The 26,338-nt window shown below is 35.9% G+C and carries 18 protein-coding genes and 4 pseudogenes; 9 read left to right on the top strand and 13 right to left on the bottom strand.

Features of this window, described 5'->3' with window-relative positions:
• Nucleotides 1–1,380: a hypothetical protein gene (locus tag ACQH2O_RS04360; protein WP_425385078.1), complete on the bottom strand. Its 1,380-nt coding sequence runs from the start codon at nt 1,378–1,380 to the stop codon at nt 1–3.
• Between the two features lie 252 nt (nt 1,381–1,632).
• Entirely contained in the window at nt 1,633–2,538 is a 906-nt protein-coding gene (locus ACQH2O_RS04365; RefSeq protein WP_425385079.1) for an Rpn family recombination-promoting nuclease/putative transposase, read from the bottom strand.
• A 439-nt stretch (nt 2,539–2,977) separates the two neighbouring features.
• On the opposite strand from ACQH2O_RS04365, the pseudogene rnhA reads away from it, so the two are divergent.
• The 3 genes and pseudogenes from rnhA to wmk all read left to right on the top strand — a co-directional run.
• A pseudogene (gene rnhA, locus ACQH2O_RS04370) lies at nt 2,978–3,400 on the top strand (ribonuclease HI); the annotation flags it as partial.
• An 89-nt stretch (nt 3,401–3,489) separates the two neighbouring features.
• Nucleotides 3,490–5,298 carry a DNA mismatch repair endonuclease MutL gene (mutL, locus tag ACQH2O_RS04375; RefSeq protein WP_425385080.1) on the top strand — a complete coding sequence of 603 codons (1,809 nt, stop codon included), beginning with the start codon at nt 3,490–3,492 and terminating at the stop codon, nt 5,296–5,298.
• A gap of 68 nt (nt 5,299–5,366) precedes the next feature.
• On the top strand, nt 5,367–6,329 hold the full coding sequence (gene wmk, locus ACQH2O_RS04380) for a WO male-killing family protein Wmk (RefSeq protein WP_425385081.1): 963 nt from the start codon (nt 5,367–5,369) through the stop codon (nt 6,327–6,329).
• Here wmk and ACQH2O_RS04385 read toward each other — a convergent pair.
• A protein-coding gene (locus ACQH2O_RS04385; protein WP_094189578.1) for an IS5-like element ISWpi1 family transposase occupies nt 6,309–7,141 on the bottom strand; the annotation gives its coding sequence in 2 pieces (ribosomal slippage) (nt 6,309–6,772 and nt 6,772–7,141; 834 coding nt in all). The two genes, wmk and ACQH2O_RS04385, sit on opposite strands and share 21 nt — an antisense overlap.
• Nucleotides 7,142–7,431: 290 nt before the next feature.
• On the opposite strand from ACQH2O_RS04385, the gene ACQH2O_RS04390 reads away from it, so the two are divergent.
• On the top strand, nt 7,432–8,934 hold the full coding sequence (locus ACQH2O_RS04390; RefSeq protein ID WP_174516139.1) for an ankyrin repeat domain-containing protein: 1,503 nt from the start codon (nt 7,432–7,434) through the stop codon (nt 8,932–8,934).
• 486 nt (nt 8,935–9,420) lie between these two features.
• On the opposite strand, the gene ACQH2O_RS04395 is transcribed toward ACQH2O_RS04390, so the two are convergent.
• From ACQH2O_RS04395 to ACQH2O_RS04435, 9 genes and pseudogenes are all read right to left on the bottom strand, one after another.
• On the bottom strand, nt 9,421–11,121 hold the full coding sequence (locus ACQH2O_RS04395; RefSeq protein WP_425384995.1) for a hypothetical protein: 1,701 nt from the start codon (nt 11,119–11,121) through the stop codon (nt 9,421–9,423).
• A gap of 99 nt (nt 11,122–11,220) precedes the next feature.
• Nucleotides 11,221–12,849 (bottom strand): hypothetical protein, encoded by a 1,629-nt coding sequence (locus ACQH2O_RS04400; RefSeq protein WP_425385082.1) that lies wholly within the window; start codon nt 12,847–12,849, stop codon nt 11,221–11,223.
• A gap of 53 nt (nt 12,850–12,902) precedes the next feature.
• The gene (locus ACQH2O_RS04405) at nt 12,903–14,381 is read right to left on the bottom strand and encodes a cytoplasmic incompatibility factor CifA (protein WP_425385083.1); all 1,479 of its coding nucleotides are present in this window, start codon (nt 14,379–14,381) and stop codon (nt 12,903–12,905) included.
• A gap of 109 nt (nt 14,382–14,490) precedes the next feature.
• Nucleotides 14,491–14,661: pseudogene (locus ACQH2O_RS04410) on the bottom strand (pyrimidine dimer DNA glycosylase/endonuclease V); the annotation flags it as partial.
• Between the two features lie 36 nt (nt 14,662–14,697).
• Nucleotides 14,698–15,202: pseudogene (locus tag ACQH2O_RS04415) on the bottom strand (pyrimidine dimer DNA glycosylase/endonuclease V); the annotation flags it as partial.
• A gap of 20 nt (nt 15,203–15,222) precedes the next feature.
• Nucleotides 15,223–15,996, bottom strand: a complete 774-nt coding sequence (locus ACQH2O_RS04420; RefSeq protein WP_341810150.1) for an Rpn family recombination-promoting nuclease/putative transposase — start codon at nt 15,994–15,996, stop codon at nt 15,223–15,225.
• Entirely contained in the window at nt 15,993–17,540 is a 1,548-nt protein-coding gene (ltrA, locus tag ACQH2O_RS04425) for a group II intron reverse transcriptase/maturase (protein ID WP_425385084.1), read from the bottom strand. Before ltrA ends, ACQH2O_RS04420 begins: the two co-directional genes overlap by 4 nt.
• 37 nt (nt 17,541–17,577) lie before the next feature.
• Nucleotides 17,578–17,721, bottom strand: a complete 144-nt coding sequence (locus tag ACQH2O_RS04430; RefSeq protein WP_173862902.1) for a hypothetical protein — start codon at nt 17,719–17,721, stop codon at nt 17,578–17,580.
• A gap of 454 nt (nt 17,722–18,175) precedes the next feature.
• Nucleotides 18,176–18,421: pseudogene (locus ACQH2O_RS04435) on the bottom strand (PD-(D/E)XK nuclease family transposase); the annotation flags it as partial.
• 1,065 nt (nt 18,422–19,486) lie between these two features.
• Between ACQH2O_RS04435 and ACQH2O_RS04440 the strand changes: the two are divergent.
• From ACQH2O_RS04440 to ACQH2O_RS04460, 5 genes are all read left to right on the top strand, one after another.
• On the top strand, nt 19,487–21,193 hold the full coding sequence (locus ACQH2O_RS04440; protein WP_010962562.1) for an ABC transporter ATP-binding protein: 1,707 nt from the start codon (nt 19,487–19,489) through the stop codon (nt 21,191–21,193).
• A 195-nt stretch (nt 21,194–21,388) separates the two neighbouring features.
• Entirely contained in the window at nt 21,389–21,607 is a 219-nt protein-coding gene (locus tag ACQH2O_RS04445; RefSeq protein ID WP_010962563.1) for a hypothetical protein, read from the top strand.
• 93 nt (nt 21,608–21,700) lie between these two features.
• The gene (gene argS, locus ACQH2O_RS04450; RefSeq protein ID WP_010962564.1) at nt 21,701–23,407 is read left to right on the top strand and encodes an arginine--tRNA ligase; all 1,707 of its coding nucleotides are present in this window, start codon (nt 21,701–21,703) and stop codon (nt 23,405–23,407) included.
• A 94-nt stretch (nt 23,408–23,501) separates the two neighbouring features.
• A complete protein-coding gene (locus ACQH2O_RS04455) occupies nt 23,502–23,726 on the top strand; it encodes a hypothetical protein (RefSeq protein WP_010962565.1) in 225 nt (74 codons plus the stop codon).
• On the top strand, nt 23,707–24,006 hold the full coding sequence (locus tag ACQH2O_RS04460; protein ID WP_010962566.1) for a type II toxin-antitoxin system RelE family toxin: 300 nt from the start codon (nt 23,707–23,709) through the stop codon (nt 24,004–24,006). The genes ACQH2O_RS04455 and ACQH2O_RS04460 overlap by 20 nt, the downstream gene beginning before the upstream one ends.
• Before the next feature lie 1,001 nt (nt 24,007–25,007).
• Here ACQH2O_RS04460 and ACQH2O_RS04465 read toward each other — a convergent pair.
• Nucleotides 25,008–26,303 (bottom strand): Na+/H+ antiporter NhaC family protein, encoded by a 1,296-nt coding sequence (locus tag ACQH2O_RS04465; protein ID WP_006280467.1) that lies wholly within the window; start codon nt 26,301–26,303, stop codon nt 25,008–25,010.
• Nucleotides 26,304–26,338: the final 35 nt, after the last annotated feature.

Consider the following 26,338-nt stretch of genomic DNA (forward strand, 5'->3'; position numbering starts at 1 on the left):
CTACCTACTATGACCAGAAAAACTACTAACTTCAGCACTCCCTAGTATAGACTGTGGGTCACCAGCTCCACCAACATCACCTCTGCCACTAGGCAAGGTCTTATCTAATTCAGCAAACAACTTTTCTGCTAATTTACCGTAGTCTACATTTTTTTTCATACCTCCCCTACCAACTATTCTTAGATCATCAATCACGTCCTTTCTAAAATCTTCAAAACCTTCAGATGAGCAAATCTTTTGAGCAAATTGTAGCATCTCCAATATCTCGCCCTTTTTTGCAATTGCTCTGTCCTTATTATTATCGTTCTTCCAGTCTATCACCAATTTTGCCACCACATCCGTTATTGGATCTACACTATTAGAAAAATCGACTATAACCTTTTTGTACTCATTAAAGCCATTATATTGCCAAAGACCCATCATGATTGCCCTAGCTTGAGTACCTGACTCAGGTTCTTCAAGCATTATATCTGAAAGCAAAGAAAGAAGGAGTGAATAATCATGTGTTGAGAGTACCTTATTCGCCAGTACCTTACTTTTAAACAGAGAAACTACCACTTGAACTGTATCAAAAAAACCTTGATGTATCAACGCACTGAGAAGAGAGTATACTCCTTTATCTTTTTTCGACAGCTCAGAATCTTTAAATAGCTTATTTTTTGCTTGATCACTCATTTTACTAAGACAAAAATCTAAAATAATAGCACCATTATGGTCACATTGAACAGAGGACAAGGTAGTAATCGCGCTAGTAATTTCTTTCTCTTTTACTTGTTCGCTTAGACGATGGTAGAAATACTCTACTCCCTCACTCCACTTAAATTTTATGGCTTTCTTAAAACCATCTGCTGCGTTGCCATGTTTTTTTAATTCTCCGGACTCTTTATCGATCCAGAAACTAAATACAGGATCTTGACTTTTCATATAACTCAACAGTTTACTCTTCACATATTTGTTATTGCTAGTTGCAGGCTTACCATCATCATCCACCTCTTTGGAAGAGAAGCTACTTTTGTAAGACTCAAGTTGCCTCTGAAAGAGCGATTGAATTTTATCTATTACACAGTATCGACATGCCATATCATACCTGGAAAGTGGGTTTTCTATTCCACCTGTTTTTTCTTCAGTAAACCTCTGTCCTAAGATTGTATTGTTCAATCTTGTACCTGACCAGCAACTTTCATCGCGGAATATGTTGTATAAGAATTGTAGTTTATCATCTTTAAGGTATTCTACTTGCTTAATATAAGTTTTCACCCATCTTTCAATAGCTAAACACCTTTCAGCAGCAACCTTAGAATCTGCATGTTGAATAACACTCTTTAACTTATTAAGTATCGCAGCATGACGATCTGTTTTTCTTGGCATTGCACTCTCCATATAAAAATACTTACTGCATTATGCAAAAGTTAGAATCAAATATCAACACTAAATTTATCAAGGACAAGAAAAATTTTATGAAAAACATTTTCTATATTTAGATATTATGCGTTTAACTGATACGTAGAATTGGTGAGAAAATCAAACAGGCCATAGCGAGAATAGCGGAAGAGTTAGATATAGGCTCTAGACTAGTGGATAAAGAAATATAATAAGTTAAAAATGGATAGAGCTTTAAGGGAGTTGCAATACTTAGGCTTTTTCCTTGAGTTGTTCAATTTCATCTATCGAAAGGCCGGTAGACTCAGCTATTAAGTTAACAGATACGCCAGCTTTCAGTAAGTTTTTTGCAACTTCAATTTTACCTTCAATTTTACCTTTTTCATGGCCGATTTGGATGCCTCTTTCTTCTCCAACCCTAACACCTTCATCAAATTTTTCAGCAAAAGCAGCAATCTCATCCATTATGCGTTTTTTCATTTGCTCATATGCTAGTAACTCTTCTTCTGACCAATTAAACTTATTCATCTCTTCATAAGCTCGTTTTATTATTACGTCACTACCAACTATTTTATCTAGGTCCTCTTCGCTTGTTTCTGCTGCATAACGAAAAAAATAACACCATTTTTCTACTATATTTTCTAGTTGATCTTCTTTTGTCTTTGTAAATTTTGGTAATTCTATGAATACGAAGTAAAAATCCTTTAAGTCATGTTCAAAGCTATTTTGATCTAAAATGACATGATTAGATTTGTACTCAGCCTTATCTGGAAAAATAATACAATCAGCAACAGCAATAAAGATAATTTCTTTGAGGTGATGATTATCATAACCTTGATCAGCTTGACTTGAGTAGGCTTTGGCAGCATAGTATTGAGCACGCTTTTCGAAGCCCTTGGTCTTAGTGAACTGCATCTCTATAATGTATCTTGAACCTTGAGAGTCTTTACAAAGAACATCGACAATACTCTGCTTTTTAGCGGCAATTTCAGGGTCTAAAATGGTAGCTAAGAATTCAACATCGTGAATAGCAGATAAGCCAGTGAAGCCTAAAATATCGTTCAAGAAATGAATGAGAATATCTTTATTCTTCTCGGTGCCAAATATTCTTTTGAAGGCATAATCATTGCGCGCATCAAGAAATTTAGACAAAGCCATAGAAAATCCACTTAAAAAGCACTAATAATTATACACAATTTTGAGAAAATATTCAAGTTTTTTACATTCAGTTTATAAAACCTTACTTTTTTTAACTTTAGGATATGTTAAAGAAAAAACGGCTGTCAGAGATCATCCGAAAATTGCATTTTAGGCTTTAGATGTAAGTAGTTTTGATCATCTTTCTATAACTGCCTTATAAAGCACCTTAAAACCCCAGCAAATGAATTAATGAGCTGTGAAGAGCTTAAAAATATTTATTTTCAATGTGAGAGATTAACCTCCTAATAAAAATAAGAGCCCAAAAGCTCAATTACGATTTACCTAATATCGAGAGGACAGGTTTGTCAATCTCTCACACCTTACATTTTAAAATATTCAAAAAATAATATCAACATATTTCGGTAGCAAATTTACGTTGAATCTATATCCTGTAAGTATGGGCGAAAAAAAGAAGGTTACAATATATACAGATGGAGCATGTTCCGGAAATCTGGTGGATGGGCAGCCGTGGTGATGTATGAAAATAAAAGTGTCTTTATCAAGAAACGTATCTCTGGAGGTGAAAACGAATAACAAAATGGAGTTAAAGGCTGTGATTAACGGGCTAAAGATGTTGAAAGTTTCTTGCGAAGTTGTTTTACACACTGATAGTCAGTATATTAAACAAGGTATAACAGAGTGGATCAATAAATGGAAGGTAAATGGTTGGAAGACAGCCGATAAAAAGCCAGTGAAGAACAGAGAATTATGGCAGGAACTAGATGAAGTTGCTTTGCAGCATGATATTAATTGGAAGTGGGTTAGAGCTCACAACGGTAATATGTACAATGAGGAGGCAGATAGACTTGCTAGAAAGGAATCTAAAAAGCTAAAATATAGAGATTGTGAGGTCAAAAAATCACTAAAAAATAAAGGAAACTCTAAGTTTCATAGATTGGGTGGGGTATTATGGCAATAATTCTTTTAGACACAAAAACTATAAATCGTATAGCAGCGGGAGAAGTAATCGAAAGGCCAGCAAGTGTAGTAAAGGAATTAGTGGAAAATGCAATAGATGCTGGAAGTAGAGAAATAGAGATCACAATAGAAAGTGGTGGGCGTAACCTCATTACTGTGATAGATGATGGAAATGGAATAGAAAAGGAAGATTTGGAACTTGCATTTATGCGCCACGCTACTTCAAAATTAAGCGATAGTGAATTAATAGAAATCAGACATCTTGGCTTTAGAGGAGAGGCTCTACCTTCAATTGCAGCAGTAAGTAGAATGAAATTATCATCTAAGGCAAGTGGAGCAAAGGAAGCATGGTCTATAAGGTATGAAGGCGGAGAAAAAATAGGGGAGCTTATGCCTTGTTCTTTGTTGCAAGGTACATATATTGAAATTCGTGACTTATTTTTTGCCACACCAAATAGATTAAAATTTCTAAAAACCGAGAGGGCAGAAACACAAAGCATTGTTGACATTGTAAATAACTTAGCAATGATTAACTATAGTATTGGGTTTACTCTCACTTCCGGTAATAAAAAGCTCTTAAAATATGCTAAACAAACTTCATTCTTTAACAGATTATGTGAAACAGAAGAAGAATTTCAGAGCAATTCGCTGGAAGTTAAAGAGGAAGAAGAAGGAATCAAACTTACGGGACACATCTGTAAACCAACTATTAGTCGTGGTAATTCAACTCAGATCTATACGTTTGTTAATGGAAGGCCAATAAAAGACAATCTACTTATTGGTGCAATTAGATATGCGTATCAGGACTTTATTCCAAGTGGGAGGTATCCTTTTGCAGTGCTGCACTTAGAGATACCATACGATCAAGTAGATGTAAATGTGCATCCAAATAAATCAGAGGTAAGGTTTCAGAACAAGAGGCTAGTATATGAAATAGTGAGAAGAGGAATAATAAAAGCATTATCGACTAGGTTTGCAGCAAGTGATGTTGAGTCTCAAAATATTGAGGAGTTTGATAGCCAAGAGCCGGTTAATAGTAAAGAGAAAAAAAATCAAAAAGAGTTTTATGAAAAGAGGCCAAGTCTTTTAGAAAATCGTCTAATGAAAGAATTCAATGCACCAGATGAAAGAAGGCAAAGCTTACCAGAAACGTTTAAATATGGAGAATCTCCACTAAAAAAGGAAACTATTGTTCTAGAAAGGAAGCAAATTGATTTGATAGAAGATCACCCTCTAGGATATGCACGCTGTCAGGTCTACAATACTTACATTATTGCTGAGGCTAAAGGCAAATTAATTATAGTAGACCAGCACGCAGCTCATGAGAGGTTGATCTATGAGTGCTTAAAACAAAAATCAAGCATAAAAAGGCAAAAGCTTCTTCTTCCTGAAATAGTCGAGATTAAAAACCAAGCAGGAATGGAGATGGTTGAAATGTATAAAGATAAGCTTTTCGAAATGGGTTTTGGTATTGAAATAGAATCAGAAGGTAAAGTAAGGGTGAAAGAAATACCTGCAATTTTAGGAACAATAAATGTGAAAGAGATGGTGATGAATATAGTTGATAGATTAATGGAGATAGGAGATACTCTACCTATAGAAGAAAAAGTGAACAAGATACTAGCTACCATTGCGTCCCATGGGTCAATTAGAGCTGGAAGGGAAATGAAGTTGGAGGAGATGAATGAGTTGATGAGACAAATGGAGGAAACACCTTATGCTGGGCAATGCAATCACGGAAGACCAACGTATATAGAAATGAAACTAAGTGATATAGAAAAATTGTTTGAAAGGAGATGAGTTCAGTTTATCAAAGAGGCTCCCAATTAAGTATACATAACAGCTCTTCTGGTTATGGAGTATAAAATGTGAAAGAAGAGAATAAATGCTCTAATTTTTTAGATTACAAAGTAATAGGACAGGAAGTAAGAAATCGTAGATTAGCAAAGGGATATACTCAAAAAGATTTAGCAAAAAAAATTGGAACAACATATCAGGTAATACTGCAATATGAAAAAGGAACACGCAGAATTTCAATTAAGAAGTTATATGAATTAGCAGAAGCATTATCAACAACTGCTAGAGACCTAGCTTGCGGAGAAGAAGTATCAAATGAGGAAAGGTATGAGGAAGAAGAGATATTAAATCTAGTAAGAAGACATAAAGAGATTAAGGACCAAGAATTACGTGAAACGTTTTATTTATTAACTAAATTCATCCGTATTAGTGAGGAAGAAAGTGGAAAGGCAGTAAAAGTAGAAGTGGCAAAGGGTTTAGTTAAGGAAGGAGTTTCTGCTCATGTTATCTCTCAAACGACCAGTTTATCTATTGATGAATATGATAATGATGAGAAAAAAATTTCTATTCCGTATAAAGTAGGTCAAAGAATAAAAGAATGGAGGTTGAGAAGAGGATACACTCAGGAAGATTTAGCAAGTAAAGTGGGCATAATAAATCAAAGAATATATGAATATGAACAAGGACGAGCTGCTGTTTCACTTGAAATGTTAGGTGAAATAGCAAAGGTACTATTAATTAATATTACAGATCTGCTTCCAGAAACAAGAGAAAATGAGAATAGTGAAGCAGAGCTATCAAGGTTAATAGAAGAATACAAAAAGATTAAAAGCCAAGAACTACGTCATGTACTAATAAAATCTCTGTTTGAAAGCATACAAATTTGCAAAGAGAAAGTGAAGAAAGTAGAGAAGATGAAAATTGCAAAGAATTTAGTTAAGGAAGGAATTTCTATCAATATTATTTTAAAAACAGTAGGCATCTCTTTAGAGGTTGTCCGGAAACTAGTAAATTCAAGCATATTCCCTCTTTAACATAACCCTACTCATAGCTAGGTATATGAAATTCTCAGTGGATGTTGTGAGTAAATCATACTCCTTCGATAGCCTTCTATTCCTATTAACCCAAGCAAAAGTCCTTTCTACAACCCATCTTCTTGGCTGTACTTTAAACCCTTGTTCTCTTGTTGGTAGTAGCTCAGGTGGCGTATCTTTGTGCACCCAAAATCTACATGGAGGCCTTTTAACAATTTCAATATCTATGTCATATTCTTCCTTTATGTGATTCTTTAAATTTCTTCCTTGGTATCCCATGTCAGCCCACATTTTTTTAACTTTAGTATATTTTGTTCTCATATTGTTTAATGCTATTTTAATACCATCTCTATCATTTTCGTTAGCAGCGCCTACGTAACAACCTAGTATAAAACCCTGAGTGTCTGTAATTATATGCCTTTTTCTACCCTTTACTTTTTTACTTCCATCATAGCCTTTGATCCCCCCTTTTCTGTAGTCTTTACAGATTGACTATCTACTATACAGGCACTCGGCTGCTCATTCCTTCCTATTTTTCTTCTACTATATTTTGTAATTTCATAATTCATTTTCTCAAAAATTCCCTGCTTCTTCCATTGCCTGAACTGCTCATACACAGTCTTCCATAGCGGAAAATCATTTGGTAAATACCGCCATTGACACCCTGTACGCAATACATAGAAAATTGCTTCTAATATTTCTCTTTTGCTATACTTTGGCGGCCTTCCTCCTTTCTTGTATGATACTCTGAAGTGTTTTTCTATTCTTGCCCATTCCCTTTCGCTTAGATCTGTTGGATACTTTTTTCTCATCTTTACCCCGTACTAAAATTTCAGATATTATAGCCTTTTACTTGTTTCCGGACAACCTCTTAAGCCTCCGCAGCGGACCTTCCGATTCCAAAGCAACTTCTTCTCTGTTGCATTTATTGGTTTGTGGAATAGTAGAAATATTGTTTTAATATCTACATAAAGACATACATATAATTAAGAAAAAGACAGAAGAAAAGAATATAAGAAATTAGAACTGACAAGCAAAAACTTGCTTTTTTATTAAATACGTGTACGATTTAGGCATGTGTTTTTAATTTTGAGGTATAGGTATGATAGACTTTATGAAGAATGAATTTGAAATAATATTGCAGGGGATAGAGGAAAATCCAAGTATATACAGCAATAACACAACTACAAGAATAGCAAATGAATTACAAGAATATAATTCAAGAAGGTCAAGCGAAATTAATGAATCTAGTGAATCTATTCACCACAAAATGCAGCTATTGGATGAAAACTATAACAGAGAGACACAGTTATTGAGTGAAAACTATGGCAGAAAGATACAGTCGTTAAACTACCAGTACAATAGTAAATTGTTACAGGAGCTGCATAACAATGCCAATAGTAGTAAATCCAATTATGATTCTAGACATGCTATACCTGATTATGATTGGGAATATGAAAGGTATAATAATAGTTTGAAAGATAGCGAAGCAAAATTTAATATGGAATTCAAGAAATATGAGAATGAGCTCAGAGAGTTAGAGCAGGAGCGTTGTAGTATAAAACATATAATGCATGAATGTAATCAGTGGAAAAAACATGGGTTTGATATAAATTACATTTTCAAAGTACAAGATGATTCTAACCATACAAAAGAATATACATTATTACATTTTGCTGCAAATTTTGGGGATATAAATGTTACAAAATTACTGTTAGAAGGAGGAGCAGGTGTTGATATAAAAGATCAAAACGGAAATACTTCTTTGCACTTATCCGCATCCAATGGCTATATAGACATAGTAGAACTTCTAGTGAAAGAAGGATCAGACCCTAATGTAGTGAATAAAGACGGAAATACTTCCTTGCACTTAGCTGCTGCAAATGGCCATATAGACATAATAGAACTTCTAGTGAAAGAAGGATCAGACCTTAATGTAGTGAATAAAGACGGAAATACTTCCTTGCACTTAGCTGCTGCAAATGGCCATATAGACATAATAGAACTTCTAGTGAAAAAAGGATCAGATCTTAATGTAGTGAATAAAGACGGAAATACTCCTTTACATAGTGCTTTCTATAATAATTGCACAAAGGTAGTTAAGTATTTAATAGGAAAAGAACCAAGTATGAAAGAAGTTGTAGAGCATCTAGTGAGGTGTGTAGTAGAAGATAGAGCACATACGTTACTAAAAGGTCGTACTCCTTTACATTTAGCTGCTATTTATGACTGCACAGAAGTAGCAGAGTCTTTACTGAAAAAGTGGGAAAATCCTTTGTTAAAAGACACTAATGGTAAAACTCCAAGAGAGTTAGCCACAGATGAAAGTTTAATACAGCTTTTCGGGGAAGCAGAAATAAAACAACAAGAATATAATGCAACCAAGTGGGGTCTTGTTAGTGGCGGATCAACAGCAGTATTAGGTATAGCTGCGACAACCATTTTTGCAACAGTATTTACAATTGGATTTCTGCCTATAGTAGGGGCGGTTGCTGCAGCCACAACACTTGCGTTAGCGGTTGGTGGGACTACATATATGATATTAAAGCCCAGTGCTAAAATAGAGAGAATCGAATGTGAAGAAACATACATCTGCAGAACTTAGGCTTGTTGAAGTTTAGCTCCTTGTGTATGGAATATGCAACTACTATCGGCTTGATGTGCATCCCCAAAGTGTAGTGGTATGGGCGGTATCTGACTCATAGACGTCGTTTCAATTATTAAATATGTTAAAGTACAAACATGAATGAGTTAGAAAAAGTTTGTTCAAGCTATATGAAAAAGTGAAAAATCTAGGGGTAGTGTGCTGCAAGACCTACCCATTCCAAAAAAAAATTGTTCTCACGCTGGCTGGTTTTGGTTGCTGGAAATGGTTGCATCGTTTAAATTTATTAATGTTATACACTACCAAATTAATAGTTGCTCATTTAAGAACCTCCTTCAACTTTACCCAACTCGACACATATACTTTTTGAAACATTGCTGCAAGTAGAAAAAAACAGGTTACCCACCTTAACTTCTTTAAATTTGCTCACAATCTTTACTTGATGCATAAGGTTTTTGTTACACTCCTTTCATCTACCGATTACCTCTACCTACCGCCTTTACCTTGGCTAAGGTCAGAAACACGACTAGCTTCAGGACTTTCTAAGCTTGACTGTGGCAGGTCACCAAAATTACTGGAATCACTAACACCAAGCGATATAGGTGCTTCTACTGGTCCACACCCTCCTCCCACTCTGTGATATCCTAATTCTAGATAAGTACGTAGTAATGGATCAATTTGTTCTCTATTTTGAATGTATGCTTGCAATTGCACATCTTGAAATCCCGGATTATTCCTGAATAATTGCGAAATGCCCACTCTTATGTTCTGAAAGTAATTTCTATCTCTGTTTGGGTGGCCTCTTCCAAGAAAATCGCGTATTATATTTATGATATTCTGCACTTGCCCAACAGGATTTTCGTTTAGAACTCGATTAATATCACTAGCATTTTCTAATGCCCATAAACCACAATTCCAACCATCTGTTTGCTGACTAACAGAAACATTATTAATCCTGATATTATTTCCTAAGTTATTTTGAATGATATCAGTAATACCACCTGGAACAGCAGTAGCAGTTGAATCAGCATAGTACCCAACATAGTTCCCATTTTGACGTTCAATCACTAGTGTAACCCAATGAGTATTATTTAAAGTAATGATTAAAGTTAAACGCTGTTGTTTTTCATTTTCCCTAAATTGATTTAATACTCTAACAATGTGCTCGTTACCGTCATTCCTTGCCAAATTAGCTACTTCAAAAGTGTGATTACCTTCAGTACGAAGCTGATATCGCAATCTTCCAGCGTGAGCTATATCAATTTGTTGAAGCCAGTAATCATAATGTCCATTTCTCGTCGCAAATTCTAGCGTAAGTAGATCATTTACTTCTATCCCTTGATTTCTAAGAATATCTCTTATTTGTCTTCTTATCTCTTGTGCTGTAGGAATGGAATTATCACCTCTCCTTATTCTTGACTTTAATGTTTCTATTACCTGTGCTCTAGTACCTTGCAAGTAACTAAATGGAACGTGCAGATTATCATCTATATCAAGCAAAAAAATCGAGTTCTGTCCTGGTTTTCTTTCCGTGTAAAAGCGCCTGAAATTTTCACGAGTCTGATCTGATAATAGACCCTCTGGTGGATTTTCATCAATAACACTTTCAGGTCCCACTAATACTCCTGGTCTTGAGTCACGACCACCACGATCAAGTCTATGTACATACTCTTCTCTTCCTATTCCTTCTGGAATAGATATAAGACCTTCTACTCTCTCTGCACCTGCATTAAATATAAGAGGAAGTAAAACCACCTCATTTCCAGAAGTAATAGGCACATATCCTCTTTGCTTGTTTATAAGTTCTTTTATTTGATCTTTTGCGTTATTCTCCTTTTGTATTATTTCTTCTGCATTACCAGCAAATCTTAATATATATCCAATTGGATGAGTATCTGCTGTAGGTTGCCTTAATAATAAAAGGTCTAATCTCTGTTCTGTAATTCTTGTGAGTATTGCCCTTTCTCCTTCTTCTTCCTGACCCCTTTTCAAACTATATGTTTGACCAACTTTATACATAGCAAGCACTTTATAAGGATTATCACTAGCATAAAATGTACCATGTAGTATAGAACGAAACTTATCCTCACTATTAACATTTATTGCGTCCCTAAGTGGCATCAATATTCCAGAGATCTCTTGAAACAGCTCTCCATGATGACCTACATCTTGCCAGCCATCATTCATAACCCTTTCTGAAATACCATGTACATTTTCAGCATTAGGTACTTGTGCAAGATCACCATCAAGAAAATTATTTGCATTATTATTTTGGTAATCGTGATATCAACCAAGGTCATTTGGTTGATCAATATCTAGCTCAAATTGGTCATTAAGTGTGCATGAAACTTCCCATACATGAACATTATTTCCATTAATATTAAGATTTTCTAAATTGATTGCTCCTTGTTGTTGTGCATCGTGAGCTCTAATATGAAGTATAACTATATCAGAACCTTCAGCATGAAAAACCATGGTTAAAGCATGACCCCCATCATCATATCTAAATATGTGTTTTGTTACTTGCAGTCTATTGTTTTGTATTAACACCTGCTCGTGATCAAAAGCACTACTCCCAAAAGCGAACCCAGTTATGCAATCAAATATTCTATTATAATTCTCTGCATTTCTTGGTATTTCATTAGGAAGATGGTAAAGTAAGAAATCTCTAATATTTTCTCTAATTCCTTCATTCTCCAAACACTCAAATAATCTTTGTACTAAAGGAAATCTATCCTGTTGAAGCCCTACCGTATCAACACTAAAAGGATCTAGATTTAAATTAAAATTTAATCCAACACAGACAGTATTTCTTGATTCAGTATGGATAGGTATCAATGAAGAATTGTGTAACCTTCCAGCGTAGCCTATGGCACAGTTTAATGCAACATCTGACGGTGTGTCAAATATAGCAAGATTAATAACAATAGGAATATTTTCTCTTTCTGCTTGGTGACGTACAAGAAATGCAACATGTGAGTTTCTAGGAGATAAGTCAAGATCGATGCCTATTGTGTAGCGATGACTAAAATTTGCTAAGAAACCTAATAAAAACCCGTGACTCTCAAATTTTTGATTGCGGTTTTCAATATTATATTCCAGTTCCTGCCTATAATTATGATAGATGCGAGCTATGTATGGGACAATTTCTTCGTACATTCTATCTCTTACATCTAGTTCTTCGTTACTCGCCAGCATTTCTATAAAACCGTCAATTCTTTGTTGACCTGGTGCAACTTGCACAAAATTGACCAACTCACCAAGTCGTGTGAGCTGATTTCGATTGAGTTGTCTTCTTTCTATTTCCTTAATTGTTAATCTGTGATCTCTTAAGAGCCGTCTAATAAGATTGATTTCAGATGCTGAATATTTGCCAAATTTATCTCTACCTCTAAGATCTTTTTCACGAATCACCTCGAATACTGTTGCAATTGCTTCTCCCTGACTCTTGCCCTTTCCATGCATGCATACTTTATATTGCTCAAAATTTAGGTCTTCTGCCCTTAAATTCGGATTTTGCCGTCTAATCTCTTGCAGTAGAGCATTTCTCTCCCTTGTACTGAACCTTAACCCATCACTATTAGGACGATCAGAAATACTGTAACATCTGATAACTTGCTGTCCGTCACGATTATGAGTTAAAATAACAACTTTCAGATTTCCTGTATTTCTATTTCTACCACGTGTATCAATACTATGATTATCAAAACGAAAATACATTCTCTCATTTGCATTTAAGATATTAGCATCATGTGCAGTAGCAAACATACTAAAAAAGAATACAGGAAGGAAACGACCTACACTTACATGATACAAGAAAGATGGACATTGATCTAAAAAAGATTCAAATCCTTGTCTGAATCTTTCAAGATCTCCATCCACCAAACTCCTAATAAGTCCATCACCATTACTCATACAAAATACCCCTTATTTACTACGACCAGAAACACCAAGAGTTCATAAGTGGATTACTTGTTACCACTAAGCGTAAAGACGCTTTTTTTCTTATAAGAAGAAACACCACTTACACTAGGAGTTCCAAGCTCAGACTGCGGACCATCATCAACTGGCAAAGTTGTTTCCTTACTACCATGAGCTTTAGATCGTGACCGTAAATTATTCCAAGGACCATCACCTACAGGACCAAGAGGTAGAGTTGTTTTCTCTAACTCAGAGAATAACTCTTCTGCAAACAGACCGTAATCTACATTTACTCTTTTACCTTCTCTACCACATAATCTAAGGTTTTCTATCATGACTTCTTTAAAAAGTTCAAACTTTTCAGGAAAGCAATCCTTGGCAAATGACATTATATCTAATATTTCTTTTTTCTCTATTTCTTTTTCCCTATCAGACTCATGACTATCTTCTCGCTTCCAATTGACTATTAATCCTGCAAGCATACCACTTACATGAACTGTATAATTAGAAGTATTAACGGCAGCCTTCTTGTGTTTATAAAAGTGATCACATCCCCAAATCTTCATAATAACAGATCTAGCTTGAACACTTGACTCAGAATTTTTCAACATTACATCTGAGAGTGATGAAAGAAGAAGTTCATACTCTCGCTGTGAGAATATTTTGTCTGAATGGTCTCCTCCTGCTGAAACGCCTTTATAACACCAATACTGTACCAAATCATGAACCGTATCAAAAAAACATGAACGTATTAACCTACTAAAAAGGAAATATACCCCTCTATCCTTCTGCAATAATTTCTGTAAAAGAGTATCTTTGTCAGCTATATTCCTTACACAAAAATCTAAAATAGGAGCGTCTTTCTCAACAGATTGAGGACGAGACAGAGCAATAATAGCTTCTGTAAGTTTCTTTTCCTTATCTTCTTCTTTTAAATGATTATAAAAATACTCTACTCCTTCGCTCCATTCAAGTTTTACAGCACTGTCAAAACCTTCTGACGCATTACTTGGTTGCTTTAATCCCCCAGATTCTCTATCGATCCAGAAATCAAACACAGGACCTTTCCTCTTTATGCTATCTAGTAACGAGTTTCGTACGTATTTGCCAATTTCAGTTTCAGTTTTACCATCAAATGCACCAGGAGGAAAATTGTTCCTATAAGATTCAAATCTTTTTTGAAAGAGTGGATGAATTTTATCTACCACACAGTAACTACAAGCCATCTCATATTTGCGAAGTGGATTATCTATTCCACCTATTTTTTCTTCAGTAAACCTTTGACCTAAAGCAGCATTATCCAACCTTACACCTGACCAGCAACCTTCATCTTGGAATACATTGTGCAAAAACTTCAACTTATCACCCTTAAAGTATTTTATGTGCTCCATAAAGTTATCTTGAAGGACTCCCACCCATCTCTTGATAGCTGACTTCCTCCCGGCAGCAACTGTTGGATCTGGATGTTTAATAGCTTCCTGTAATTTTTTGGACATCGTAGCCCGAAGCTCTTTCTGTGTTGGCATTAACCCCTCCTATTAAGTATTTATATAAAAAAGGCATTGTACATACATTAGAATGGATTGCAACATAAAAATTACTAGAATAGAGGACTTAATAAAAAAAACGTTATGGCTAAAACTTTTCTTCTTGAATGTCCTTAATGTAATCAATAGAAAGGCCGATCATTTTAGCTATAACATCTATAGAGACACCGGCCTTAAGTGAATTCTTTGCAACTTCGATTTTCTCTGCTTTTCTGCCTTCGGCTCTGCCTTTTTCATGTCCGATTTGGATGGCTTCTCTATTTATGAGCTGTATTAGCTGTGGTGTTGTGTAGCAGATTATCCAATCTGGTGCTTCTCTGCCATTTTCCCACTTAGCAAATCTCATCTTTTCCTTGAGATAATATCTCCTATAAGCTTCCACAGCACTGCTGCATTTATACTGATCCGGCAGTGCTTGTATAAAAGCTTGCATATCAGTTGATCGAAAAATGAGTAAATCCTTATTACTATCACACCAATTTATTACTTCCTCTGATTTATGCTTCCTTTTGTATCGCTGTGTATACTCTTTACACAATTCTTTTCCATACTCTATCAACCAACAAAAGTTTCCTTTCGATTGCCTAGCCCACAAAGAACAAGGATGATTGCTGAGTGAGTTTATATGGAAGTTCTATATCCTGATCTATGACACTAACAAAAGGATTTGGCGCTTTTAATGCTATTGAAAAAACATTACTTAATAACTGAGCAGTTTCTAATGGCATTTTTACTATATGCTTATCACATAACATTTTTGCCGCAATCTCTGGGTTTGCATCTAGTACAAAGATGTTCATCTAAACATCCAAAGATAGAATCAGCTTAAGTCTTTAATTTCATTAGCTGTAAGACCAGTAGTTTGAGCTATAATATCAATAGAAACACCTGCTTTTAGTAGATTCTTTGCGACCTCAATTTTCTCTGCTTTTCTGCCTTTTTCATGTCCGATAAGGATGCCTTCTTCTCTACCTTTTTCAGTAGCATCATCAAGTTTTTGAGCGAGGACAGCCTGTTCATCAAGAATACGTTTTATTTCCTGTTCATAGGCAATAAATTCTTTTTCTGACCAGTTAAATCTATTTAGTTCTTCATAGGCCTTTTTAATTATTACATCACTACCTATTATTTTTTCCAGCTCTTCTTCACTAGTCTCATCTGCATATTTAAAGAAGTAGATCCATTTTTCAACTATATTTGAAAGCTGATCCTCTTTGGTTTTTGGAAATTTTGGCAATTCAATAAATATGAAGTAAAAATCTTTTAGATCGTGTTCATTAGTATCTTCATCCCGAATAGTATGCTTTGATTTATACTCAGACTTGTCCGGAAACAGGATACAATCTGCTATAGCAATGAAGATAATTTCCTTAAGGTCTTGGTATTGATCACCTTTATCGGCTTGTCTTGAATACGCTTTAGCTGCATAGTATTGGGCACGTTTTTCAAAGCCTTTAGTTTTAGCGACCTGGTTAGGTAAGGAAGTAGTATTGCTACTACTCCCTCCCTTAGAAACGCAGCATGCAGGTTTCCCCACACTACGCTTGAGCCCCTTATCTAAGTCCTTCTTTTCTCGAACCGGCTTGTCCTTCATGATTCCTCAGAAAACATCATTCTTAATGGTGACACCAACAGTAGAGAACCTTCTCTTGAGAAAGAGCTTGCTAAAATTTTTGTTTGTTTCACTCTTTCATCAAAATACTTTTTCCATTTTAAGTCAAGTGGATTTGCATCCGCCCTGATTTTAACATGTCGTCTGATAGGTATATCAATCAACCTAAGCAGTCTTAAATACCTTATCTCTTTCGGTTTGTTCTTGCATATGGGTGCAGCAAAGACCCATTGGCGTTGTTTCATTACCTTGAAGTAACGATTCTTTATCCAACGTAATCCTTTACGAGGATGTCTTTTCTTTGCCCATTTCCATAGAGCACACATAATTTCATGGTCTATTTTGTTAAAAGCTCTTTTCGCACACACATGGCTGTAGTAATTTCCCCATCCCCTTAATAGGGAATTGAGCAACTTGATTAGTACGGCCTGAGTGTTCGCTATGTTTGCCTTTATCAATGTACGTGCTTTATTAAGAAGTTTCTTAATACTTTCTTTTGAAGGTTTTATAATTAACTTCTTATTATACCTGCGTACATTACAACCAAGAAAGTCAAACCCTGTTGTAATAGATGTAATTTTTGTTTTCTCTTCGGAAAGGATAAGACCTCTCTCCTGAAGAAAGGACGATACTAGAGGTTTTACTTCATTTTCCAGTACTTCGCGTGTGATTCCTGAAATGATAAAGTCATCTGCGTACCTGATTACATTTACTCCACTTCTGATTTTGCTTCTTCTTTTACTGCCAAGTTTACCAAATTGACTTTCCAATGATTTTTCAAGTCCATTTAGGGCTAGATTTGCTAGTATTGGAGAGATGATACTACCTTGTGGGGTACCTGCAGTTGTGGAATACAGAGTTTTTGATTCTAGGAAGCCAGCTTTTAACCAGCTATGAAGAATTTTCTTCTCCATAGGAATATGCTTCATGAGCCATTCATGGTTAATGTTATCAAAACACCCTTTAATATCACCTTCGAGTATCCATTGTAGTTGGTTACGGCTTGCCAGTAACAAGTGACAAGCCACAGTAGCGTCTGCGCAGGATCTTTTTGGTCTAAAACCATAAGAGTGACGATCACTGATCGTTTCAGCTATCGGTTCCAAAGCAAACAAGTATAATGCTTGCATGGCTCTATCTTTTATCGTAGGGATTCCAAGAGGTCTTCTTTTGCCATTAGACTTACTGATGTATATCCGTTTTAGCGGAGAAGGTTTGTATCCTCTTTGTTTTAATAGCTTTATTCCTTGAAATTTTGTGTTGCAAGTTGACCATATTTGACGATCTACACCTGCTGTGTTTTTTCCTTGGTTTTCAGTTACTCTCTTAACCGCCAAAGCTTTGCCGCTAAAAGAGCGTGTGAGAAGGTGTTGTAAAGTTTTCACCTTACCCCATCTGCCTTGTTGGACAGCCTTAACAATACGCCTCTGTAGCCTCATAACAACTTTTTGGCATTTCTTCCAGGGTAACTGGTTCCATGCTTCGGAGTTATTGGTAGGTGCACTTACAGTTGTACTTGTAATCATCTGCTTTCCTACCTTAAGTGGTTAACAAAGTTTCTTGTCATGAGGGACCAAATGGAAGTCTGCTCGTTTTCACGCGAATTAATGTTACAAATTCTATCCATTTCGTTACAAAATGGCATTCGCTTTCTCCATTATCCTTTACCTGCACATCCATCAGCATTCCTTGCGGGTTGCCTGCCATATAGGCGAAAATACAGGCTTATCCTGTTCCTTTTGTCATACAATAGTGGGTTAGGTGGCTTCTCTATACCGGTGGAATTATTATTTGCGTACATCCAGAAATGAAAAATGTAACTCATCCACATTACCTTTTGGTCGGAGCTTATCAGCATCTTTAGCTCTTTAATCGTTACGATACTTATGAAGCTTCACTTACGTTCACCATACCACTAAGCCTAGCCCTCCAACCACATGATGCTTGTAGTTTATGCTTTCTCTTACGATTGAGCATCTTCTTTATCAAGAGGAGGTTCATTGTCCGCGTCGCTCGGCACCAACTGGTTACCCAATTCGCACTGATGCGTAGACTCAGATGGCAAAACATCTGGTTCAATAAGCTTTAGAATCCTTTCAGTTTCTTTCTGAATGAATTCCTCTCCTTTTAAACAATATGACCGAAGGCTTTCAGGTCGCACCATCTTAATTATATACCTGTTCCCACTAGAATCTCTGCAAAGAACATCAACAATGCTTTGTTTATCAGAAGCAATTTCAGGGTCCATAATGGTGCTTAAGAATTCTACTTCTTGTATAGTGTTGACTTCAGTACATCCTAAAATATCGTTTAAAAAATGGATAAGAATATTCTTATTTTTTTCAGTGCCAAAGATTTTCTTAAATGTTAAATCTAACTTTGGATCGAGAAATTTAGAAAGAGCCATAGTAAAAATACTGAGAAAAGATTAATAATTATACACTATTATTAACAACTATTCAACCATATTTTTAAGTATAGCTATACCGCCGCGGCGCTAACACGTAGCGGGATGACGAGGTTATCGTCACGCTGCCACGAACCGTCATACCGCCGCGGCGCTAACAAGAGATCCCGCTAACACGTAGCGGGATGACGAGCTTATCGTCACGCCGCCACGAACCGTCATACCGCCGCGGTATCTCTTAACATAGATCCCTTACTTAACCGTCATACCTTAACATAGATCCCGCTAACAAGTAGCGGGATGACGAGGTCATGCCACCGCGCGAACCGTCATACCGTTACGGTATCTCTAGATCCCGCTAACACGTAGGGGAATGACGAGGTCATGCCGCCGCAAACCGTCATACCGCCGCGGTATCTCTTAGCCGCTAACACGTAGCGGGATGACGGTTGTCGTTTAGCTACAAACGTTAAGAAATTTACCAAATAAAAAAAAAGGCAAAAGAAGCCCTGGGGTTATTATCCGCTTTAAAATATTGGCGTTTTTTATGTTTTAAACGCTTGACAAGCAAGATTAAGCTGCTTTTAATTGCAACTAACTTACGCTGCAAATGTTTAAGAAGTTTACTAAGCAGAAAAAAAGACAAAGAATCCCCGAGTTAGCTAGTCTTTTACTATCTCTGTCGAGTATTGGCATTTTTTGATGTCTTGTAACGCTTTATAAGCGCGTTCAGCTTATTTAGATAAAAATCTAGATGTAGATGAAGTTTTGTAAAGACATACAGTATCTATGTACTGCAAAAAATTAAACATAAGACGCCGATACATTAAGTAATCCTTACCTTTTAATCTGCAGATTGGCGAAAGCAAATACAATAGCTTCAATTTTATGATAAGGGGGCTGGCGGAGTTTGTCAAGTAAGTTTTTTGTTTCTGCGAGCTACTACCCTTTCTTGGTGGACTAAAATCACAACAGCTGCAGAACCTAAATTGCTTCATACTACACCTTTCCCCTTTCCCCTGAAACTAAAATCTATATACTTAACTTTAGAAACTTTAAAATAAGATGCGATCTAATATTAGGCAGTTATTTTACTATATAAAGCCTAATCTATCCTATTTTGTCATAGCTTTTATTGCAGTTTTATTTTCAGCCTTAACGATCCTCCTCTTTGGCAGAGGCTTAAGCAATATAATTGATTCTGGCACAGAGCACGATTTTACTACCAAACTATTAGTTGCAATACTTATAGTTTTAGCCATTTCTCTCACTGCATTTACTCGGTTATATTTCATTGGCATTGGCAGCGAGAAAGTTATCGCAAGAATCAGATATGACTTATATAGCAGTATCACTAACTTGCAACCAAGTTTCTTTGAGAACACAGGCGTACAAGATGTTATCTCAGCGTTAATTACTGATACCTCTGTGCTGCAATCAATAATAAACAGCAGCTTACTAACCATATTACGAAATTTTGTGATTCTGATTGGCAGTGTTGCTATGTTATTATATACAAATATACAACTAACTGCGTATGCAGCCGCAATAATACCTATACTACTCATTATCATGACCTCACTTGGAAAAAAAGTGCGTAGCTATGCACGCTTTGCCCAGGATAAATTAAGTGAGCTTGCGTCATTTAGTGAGGAAAATTTTAGATCTATAGTGACTATCAAATCGTTTGTACTCGAAGAAAATGAAAAAACCCGTTTTAAGGAGTATTTAAACTCAGTATCAAAATCATACGTAAAATTAGTACTCTTGCGTGCTATTCTAGTAACTCTAGTTATCACGTGTGTGATAGGTTCACTAGTTGTTTTGCTCTTTTTTGGTATTAAAGAAGTCTTAAGCAATAATATAACTATTGGAGAACTCTCCTCATTTGTGTTTTATTCAGCGCTTGCGGCAGGAGCTATAAATAATTTGAGCGATAATATCAGTGATTTACAACGAGGTCTTGGAATAGTAGAGCGTTTATTTGAATTTAAAAATATGAAAAGCTCTATAGTAGATGCCGATGATCCTATAAAAATTTATAGTGTTCAAAAAGGAATTTCGTTTAATGGTGTAACATTTTTTTATGCTGATAAGCCAGCATTAGATAACGTATCATTTTCTATAGAGGCAGGTCAAGCAGTATCAATTGTTGGACCATCTGGCAGTGGTAAAAGCACCATTTTAAAGCTTCTGCTCCGTTTTCATGATCCAAACAAAGGTAGCATTACTATCGATGGGCACAATATTAAGTCAATTGCGCTAAATGACCTCAGATCGTTGTTTGGCTTAGTGCCACAAGATCACATGATATTTTCTTGCTCAATAATGGAAAATATACTATATGGCAAACCAGGTGCCGAATATGAGGAAGTGAAGCAAGCAGCCATCAGCGCTTATGCGATGGAATTTATTGATAAGCTGCCTGATAAATTTGATACATTTGTAGGAAAAAGAGGATTAAAACTTTCTGAAGGACAAAAACAACGTATTGTAATAGCAAGGGCCATACTCAACAATCCTCAGGTTTTAATACTGGATGAAGCAACCTCTGCCCTTGATTACAAAAGTGAGAACCTCGTGCAAAAAGCATTGAGCAAGTTAATGCAAAACAGAACAACAATCGTAATTACACACAGGCTATCAACCGCACTCAAGACTGACAAGATTATAGTAATTAATCATGGAAAAGTAGAAGAAGTAGGAACTCATGACTTTCTAATGAGTAAAGACGGGCTGTATGCAAAACTGGCGAAGATACAGTGGAATTGAAAGAAAATTTAAATCATACCGTTAGTTGATATGCTAGATTTATAATTAAAATTATTAAATTTTTAATTTTATTATTTTATAATGGTTCCATAGTTATCCGGAAATTTCGTGATCTGTAGTTTCTTTCATTCACGTTATATTCATAGCTTGTTCTATCTTAATGTAATTCCAATTTTGACTGTATAGGAGGTCTCTATGTTAAAACATAACTATAGTGATAAAATCAATAATCGCTATTCATATACTAACAAATTTTCTTATAGTGATGAGGGTGTAGACGAGACGATCAAGGATAAAATCACAACTGAAGATCAGGTAGTAACTGATGATGTTGAAGAGCCTGATGCTGGTAATGATGGTTACAGCGAAGGTATGGCTTTCTCTTACCATGGTTACGGCAACGACTTAATATAAACTCTGATCCAGGAAGATAAAATAGTTAAGATAAACCTTCAACTAGTCCCACTTATTCACTATACTGCTATAGATTTTATAGCAATATAGTGAATGAACATTTTTAAGCAGATTTCCTCTCTAATCTTTAGTAAATTGAATGAGTTGAAACAAAGGGGTGTTATAAGCACAAGTGCAGCAAACTTTATCATAGAGCCTCCAAGCAATAGAGTCCATGGAGACATTTACACAAATGTTGCTATGGTGCTTGCAAAGCATGAAAAGAAGAATCCCATTGAAATTGCAGAGGTTTTAGCCAAAGAATTTGAACTTTTTGATGAAGTTGCAAAAGTGGAAATAGCAGGCTCTGGTTTCATCAACATGCACTTAAAAATAGAAGTGTGGCATGGAATTTTAAAACAAATAAATGAGCTAAAAACAGAGTTTGGCACCCTAGATATAGGGAACAATCAGGCCATTAATGTTGAATTTGTATCTGCAAATCCAACTGGTCCACTGCATATTGGTCATGCAAGAGGGGCAGTATTTGGTGACGTTCTGGCAAATTTATTGAAAAAAGTTGGTTATAAAGTTACTAAGGAATACTATATTAATGATGCTGGAGCGCAGATAGATACGCTAATTCGGTCAGTATATTTGCGGTATAAGGAAGCTCTGGGAGAAAAAATCAGCATCGAAAAAGGTTTATACCCAGGTGAATATTTAAAACCAATAGGGACTGGGCTGGCCAAAAAATATGGCGCAGAGCTTCTAGAAAAGCAAGATAATCAAGTGATTAGAGACTATACTTTAAGTTCTATCTTAGAAATCATAAAGGAAGACATGAACTTACTTGGAGTAAATCATGATGTTTTTACTTCAGAGTATGAGCTACAAAAAAGTGGCAAAATTGAAGAGAGTATAAAGATATTGTCTGACAAGGGTCTAGTGTATGAAGGGTACCTGGAGAAACCAAAAGGCAAAGAAAGCGAAAATTGGACTTCCAGAAAAGAGATGCTATTTCGCTCTACAAAATTTGGTGATGACGTTGACCGTGCATTGAAGAAAGAGGACGGCAGTTGGACTTATTTTGCCTCGGATATCGCTTACCATTTTGATAAGATATCGCGTGGTTTTAACAATATGATCGTAGAGCTTGGTAGTGACCACGGCGGTTATGTCAAAAGACTCAAAGCAGTCGTCTCTGCGCTCAGTGATGATCAAGCAAAAATAGAGGTAAAACTGCATAATATTGTGAATTTTTTCGAGAACGGCAAACCTGTTAAGATGTCCAAAAGATCAGGAAACTTCCTAACAGCAAGAGATGTAGTGGAAGAAGTTGGCAGGGACATAACTCGTTTTATAATGCTAACACGCAAGAATGATATGGTCTTGGACTTTGATTTTGCTAAAGTTAAAGAACAGTCAAAAGACAACCCTATTTTTTACGTGCAATATGCGCATGCTCGTGCTCATTCGTTAATGCGTAATGCTCCAAAAGAGCTCCCAACAGCAGATCCTTCACTTTTAAGGACAGGTGGAGAGCTCTTCCTCATAAAAACCTTAGCAAAGTGGCCAGATGTGGTAGAAATTGCAGCAAGGCTTTGTGAGCCACACAGAATTACTTTCTACTTACTTGAAGTTGCAGAAGCGTTTCACGTTTTATGGGGGTATGGCAAGAGTGATTTAAACATGCGTTTCATACTGGAAGACAACTTAAACCTCACCGCTGCAAGAATGTTTCTCGTGCAGGCCTTAGCACACGTCATCGCTTCTGGACTTTCTATCTTCAATATAGAGCCTTTGGAAGAGATGAGTTGATTTTTTTATGCAAGATTGTTTTTTCAACGAATAGAGAAGTTGACAAAATTAAGTAAAAATGTTATAGTTTATAGTAGTATTTTCTGGTTAATATATGGCTCACAGTCAAAAAAAGCTCAATGTTAATGTAAGTTTTGACAGTAAATTGGCTCAGTATCTTACAGAAATGGCAGAGACTCAAAATAAAACTATTCCTGAAGTTTTAGTAGATTTAGTGGAAGAAGAGTTCGAAGAAGATGTAGAGCTATCCAAAATAGCTGACGATCGCCTCTCTGAAGGTGAAGAAGAAGTAGAGGATGATGAAAACATCTGGAAATAAAACTTACACTATAAAATTCTTAAAAAATGTTATTGAAAAAGAAATTCCAGCTCTTCCGGCAAAGATTAAATTAATGGTTCAGGAGGCCATAAAGAAACGCCTTACAGTTGATCCTTTTAATCTAGGAAAGCCTTTATGTCATAGCTTTAGAGGGCAATATAGGATAAGGGTTAGCAACTACCGTATAATTTACATCATAAATCATTCAGAACGTAAAGTACTTATTACTGCAGTGGGGTATAGAAAAAACATTTACAAACACAGAAGATTACACAATTAAAAATATAAGAAAGATCTCACCGCTGCAACTTGTCCAAGCCTTAGCACACGTCATTGCTTCTGGACTTTCTATCTTTAATATAGAGCCGTTAGAAGAAATGAGTTGATTTTTTTTTGTTACAATATGTAATGATCAAAATATTATTCAAAGTAGGGTAAAGTTATGACGATCAGTTTTAGGGAGTATTCAACTGTATTCACTGAAGTTGCGGAACAGACAGATTTAAATGGAAATAACATAATTGAAAGAATAAAAGGGCATTAGCATAGATCCCGCTAACAAGCAGCGGGATGACGGTTGTCAGGGTGTCAGGCTAGTACCTTCTCTTGTCATCCCAGTGCCCAGACACTGGGATCCAGAAAAGTTTGCTTGTGAACAAGCAAACTAGCATGGAAAGTGGTTACAACATTTTCGATGAGATTATATGGAAAACTGTATTCCAGTGTCAAGCACTGGAATACATCACAGGGGCACTGGAATGACACCCTTTACGGGCTCTTAAATTGCAACTATAAATGTTTAAGAAATTTACCAAATGAAAAAAAAGGCAAAAGAAGCCCCATGGTGGTTGGCTATTTACTATGTACTAAAATATCGGCGTTTTTTTTATTCTAAAACGCTTGATTAAGAGCGATTTAGCTGCTTTTAACTTGCAACTAACCTACACCGCAAGTGTTTAAGAAATTTACTAAGCAGGAAAAAAGGCAAAGAAACCCCGTAGTAGCTAGCATTCAAATTCTCCCTTGTCAATTTGACGTTTTTTGCTGTCTTAAACGCTTTGTAAGCGCGTTTCGGCTTATATAGGTAAAAACCCAGAAATTTTTAAAGACATGCGATGCACGTAGTGCGAAAAATTAAACATGAGACGCCAAATACCCTAAGTTTTTTGTCATTAACCTGCACAGATTGCGAAGATAAATAAATAGCTTCAGTTTCATGATAAGGGGGTTGGCGAAGGGTGTCAAGTAATTCCGTTCCTTATGGGTAAAAAAAGAGAAACTCTAAGTTGCAGCCGCACAATGTTTCTCTTTTCTGCTGTTGATGATTATTTCGCCTATTGTAACTGCCGCTAGAATAAAGCAATAATATACCTGTGTTAATAAAGAAATAGGTGATACAGAGGCGATGCTACCTGCTAGCAATAGTTGGGAACCATAAGGTAAGATACCTTTTGTAGCACAAGCAAAAACATCTAATAAGTATGCGCTGCGATGTGGCGCAATACTGTGTTTTTGTGCAAGCCTTTTTGCAATGCCACCACTTAGTAAAATAGCAATGGTATTATTGGCAACTAAGGTAGTAAACATAGACGCAATTCCTGCTATCACAAATTCAGCTTTAGTTTTTGTGATATTGCTTTCATCGATGAGTTTATGCAACGCTTTTTGACCTTGCTTGTACATTATATGGCTCAATCCACCGATAAATAGAGCAAATATCACTATTTCGTTTACTTTTTTGAAACCGTCATACACGTCATGAGGAAATTGAATGATAGCATAGTCAAAAAAAGTTATTCCTAGCACACCAGCAATAATTATGTTTATAGTTATTGTTACTAAAGTGGCGACTTCAAGCAGCCCCATGATTATTAAAGAAATGTAAGGAATAATTTTTATTATAGAATAATAATCTAAATTTGATATAGAAATAATTTTTGTACTATTTGAGGCAACTGCTAGGTAGATGAGTGTTATAATGCTGGCAATAAGTGCAACTTTAGAGTTCATTTTAAGTTTATCTTTTGCTGAAGCTTCCTGTGAAGAAACAGATGCAATGGTGGTATCAGATATCATCGAAAGGTTATCGCCAAACACGGCACCACCTACTACAGTTGCAGTTCCTATTTCGAGACCAAAAGCTCCACTTTTTGCCAGATTAACAGCTATAGGTACCATCAGCGCAACAACTCCCATAGATGTGCCAATTGCAGTTGAAATAAAAGCAGAAGCCAAAAATACTCCAGGCAGCAGTAATCTTGCTGGAAGGAAATTAAGAATTAAATTAGCAACAGTGTCTGCGCTACCGATTGATTGAGTCACCGCAGAAAATGCTCCAGAAAATAAAAAAATTAAACACATAGTAAGGGTGTTTTTGTCACCCATGCCCTTGATAACAGTATCGATGTTATGCTGAATTTTATTTGTACCACGTGAGACAGCAAAAAATAGTGCTGGTAATAAGCAGATTACTGGTGAAACCTGATGAAGTGGATTATCAGTTCCGATAAAAGAAAAATAAGCACCACTTCCAAGATACAAGATTAAAAAAATAATCAAGGGGACAAAAGCTGTCATTTTACTGTACCTAAACTTATAACTATAACTAATTA

The organism is Wolbachia endosymbiont (group B) of Schoenobius gigantella, from assembly GCF_964031005.1.
Classification (GTDB): domain Bacteria; phylum Pseudomonadota; class Alphaproteobacteria; order Rickettsiales; family Anaplasmataceae; genus Wolbachia; species Wolbachia pipientis.

Coding starts and splice junctions, on each gene's coding strand:
- ACQH2O_RS04360 (WP_425385078.1), bottom strand. CDS start 1,380: ATGGAGAGTGCAATGCCAAGAAAAACAGATCGTCATGCTGCGATACTT.
- ACQH2O_RS04365 (WP_425385079.1), bottom strand. CDS start 2,538: ATGGCTTTGTCTAAATTTCTTGATGCGCGCAATGATTATGCCTTCAAA.
- mutL (WP_425385080.1), top strand. CDS start 3,490: ATGGCAATAATTCTTTTAGACACAAAAACTATAAATCGTATAGCAGCG.
- ACQH2O_RS04390 (WP_174516139.1), top strand. CDS start 7,432: ATGATAGACTTTATGAAGAATGAATTTGAAATAATATTGCAGGGGATA.
- ACQH2O_RS04395 (WP_425384995.1), bottom strand. CDS start 11,121: ATGAATGATGGCTGGCAAGATGTAGGTCATCATGGAGAGCTGTTTCAA.
- ACQH2O_RS04400 (WP_425385082.1), bottom strand. CDS start 12,849: ATGAGTAATGGTGATGGACTTATTAGGAGTTTGGTGGATGGAGATCTT.
- ACQH2O_RS04405 (WP_425385083.1), bottom strand. CDS start 14,381: ATGCCAACACAGAAAGAGCTTCGGGCTACGATGTCCAAAAAATTACAG.
- ACQH2O_RS04420 (WP_341810150.1), bottom strand. CDS start 15,996: ATGAAGGACAAGCCGGTTCGAGAAAAGAAGGACTTAGATAAGGGGCTC.
- ltrA (WP_425385084.1), bottom strand. CDS start 17,540: ATGATTACAAGTACAACTGTAAGTGCACCTACCAATAACTCCGAAGCA.
- ACQH2O_RS04430 (WP_173862902.1), bottom strand. CDS start 17,721: ATGGCAGGCAACCCGCAAGGAATGCTGATGGATGTGCAGGTAAAGGAT.
- ACQH2O_RS04440 (WP_010962562.1), top strand. CDS start 19,487: ATGCGATCTAATATTAGGCAGTTATTTTACTATATAAAGCCTAATCTA.
- ACQH2O_RS04445 (WP_010962563.1), top strand. CDS start 21,389: ATGTTAAAACATAACTATAGTGATAAAATCAATAATCGCTATTCATAT.
- argS (WP_010962564.1), top strand. CDS start 21,701: ATGAACATTTTTAAGCAGATTTCCTCTCTAATCTTTAGTAAATTGAAT.
- ACQH2O_RS04455 (WP_010962565.1), top strand. CDS start 23,502: ATGGCTCACAGTCAAAAAAAGCTCAATGTTAATGTAAGTTTTGACAGT.
- ACQH2O_RS04460 (WP_010962566.1), top strand. CDS start 23,707: ATGAAAACATCTGGAAATAAAACTTACACTATAAAATTCTTAAAAAAT.
- ACQH2O_RS04465 (WP_006280467.1), bottom strand. CDS start 26,303: ATGACAGCTTTTGTCCCCTTGATTATTTTTTTAATCTTGTATCTTGGA.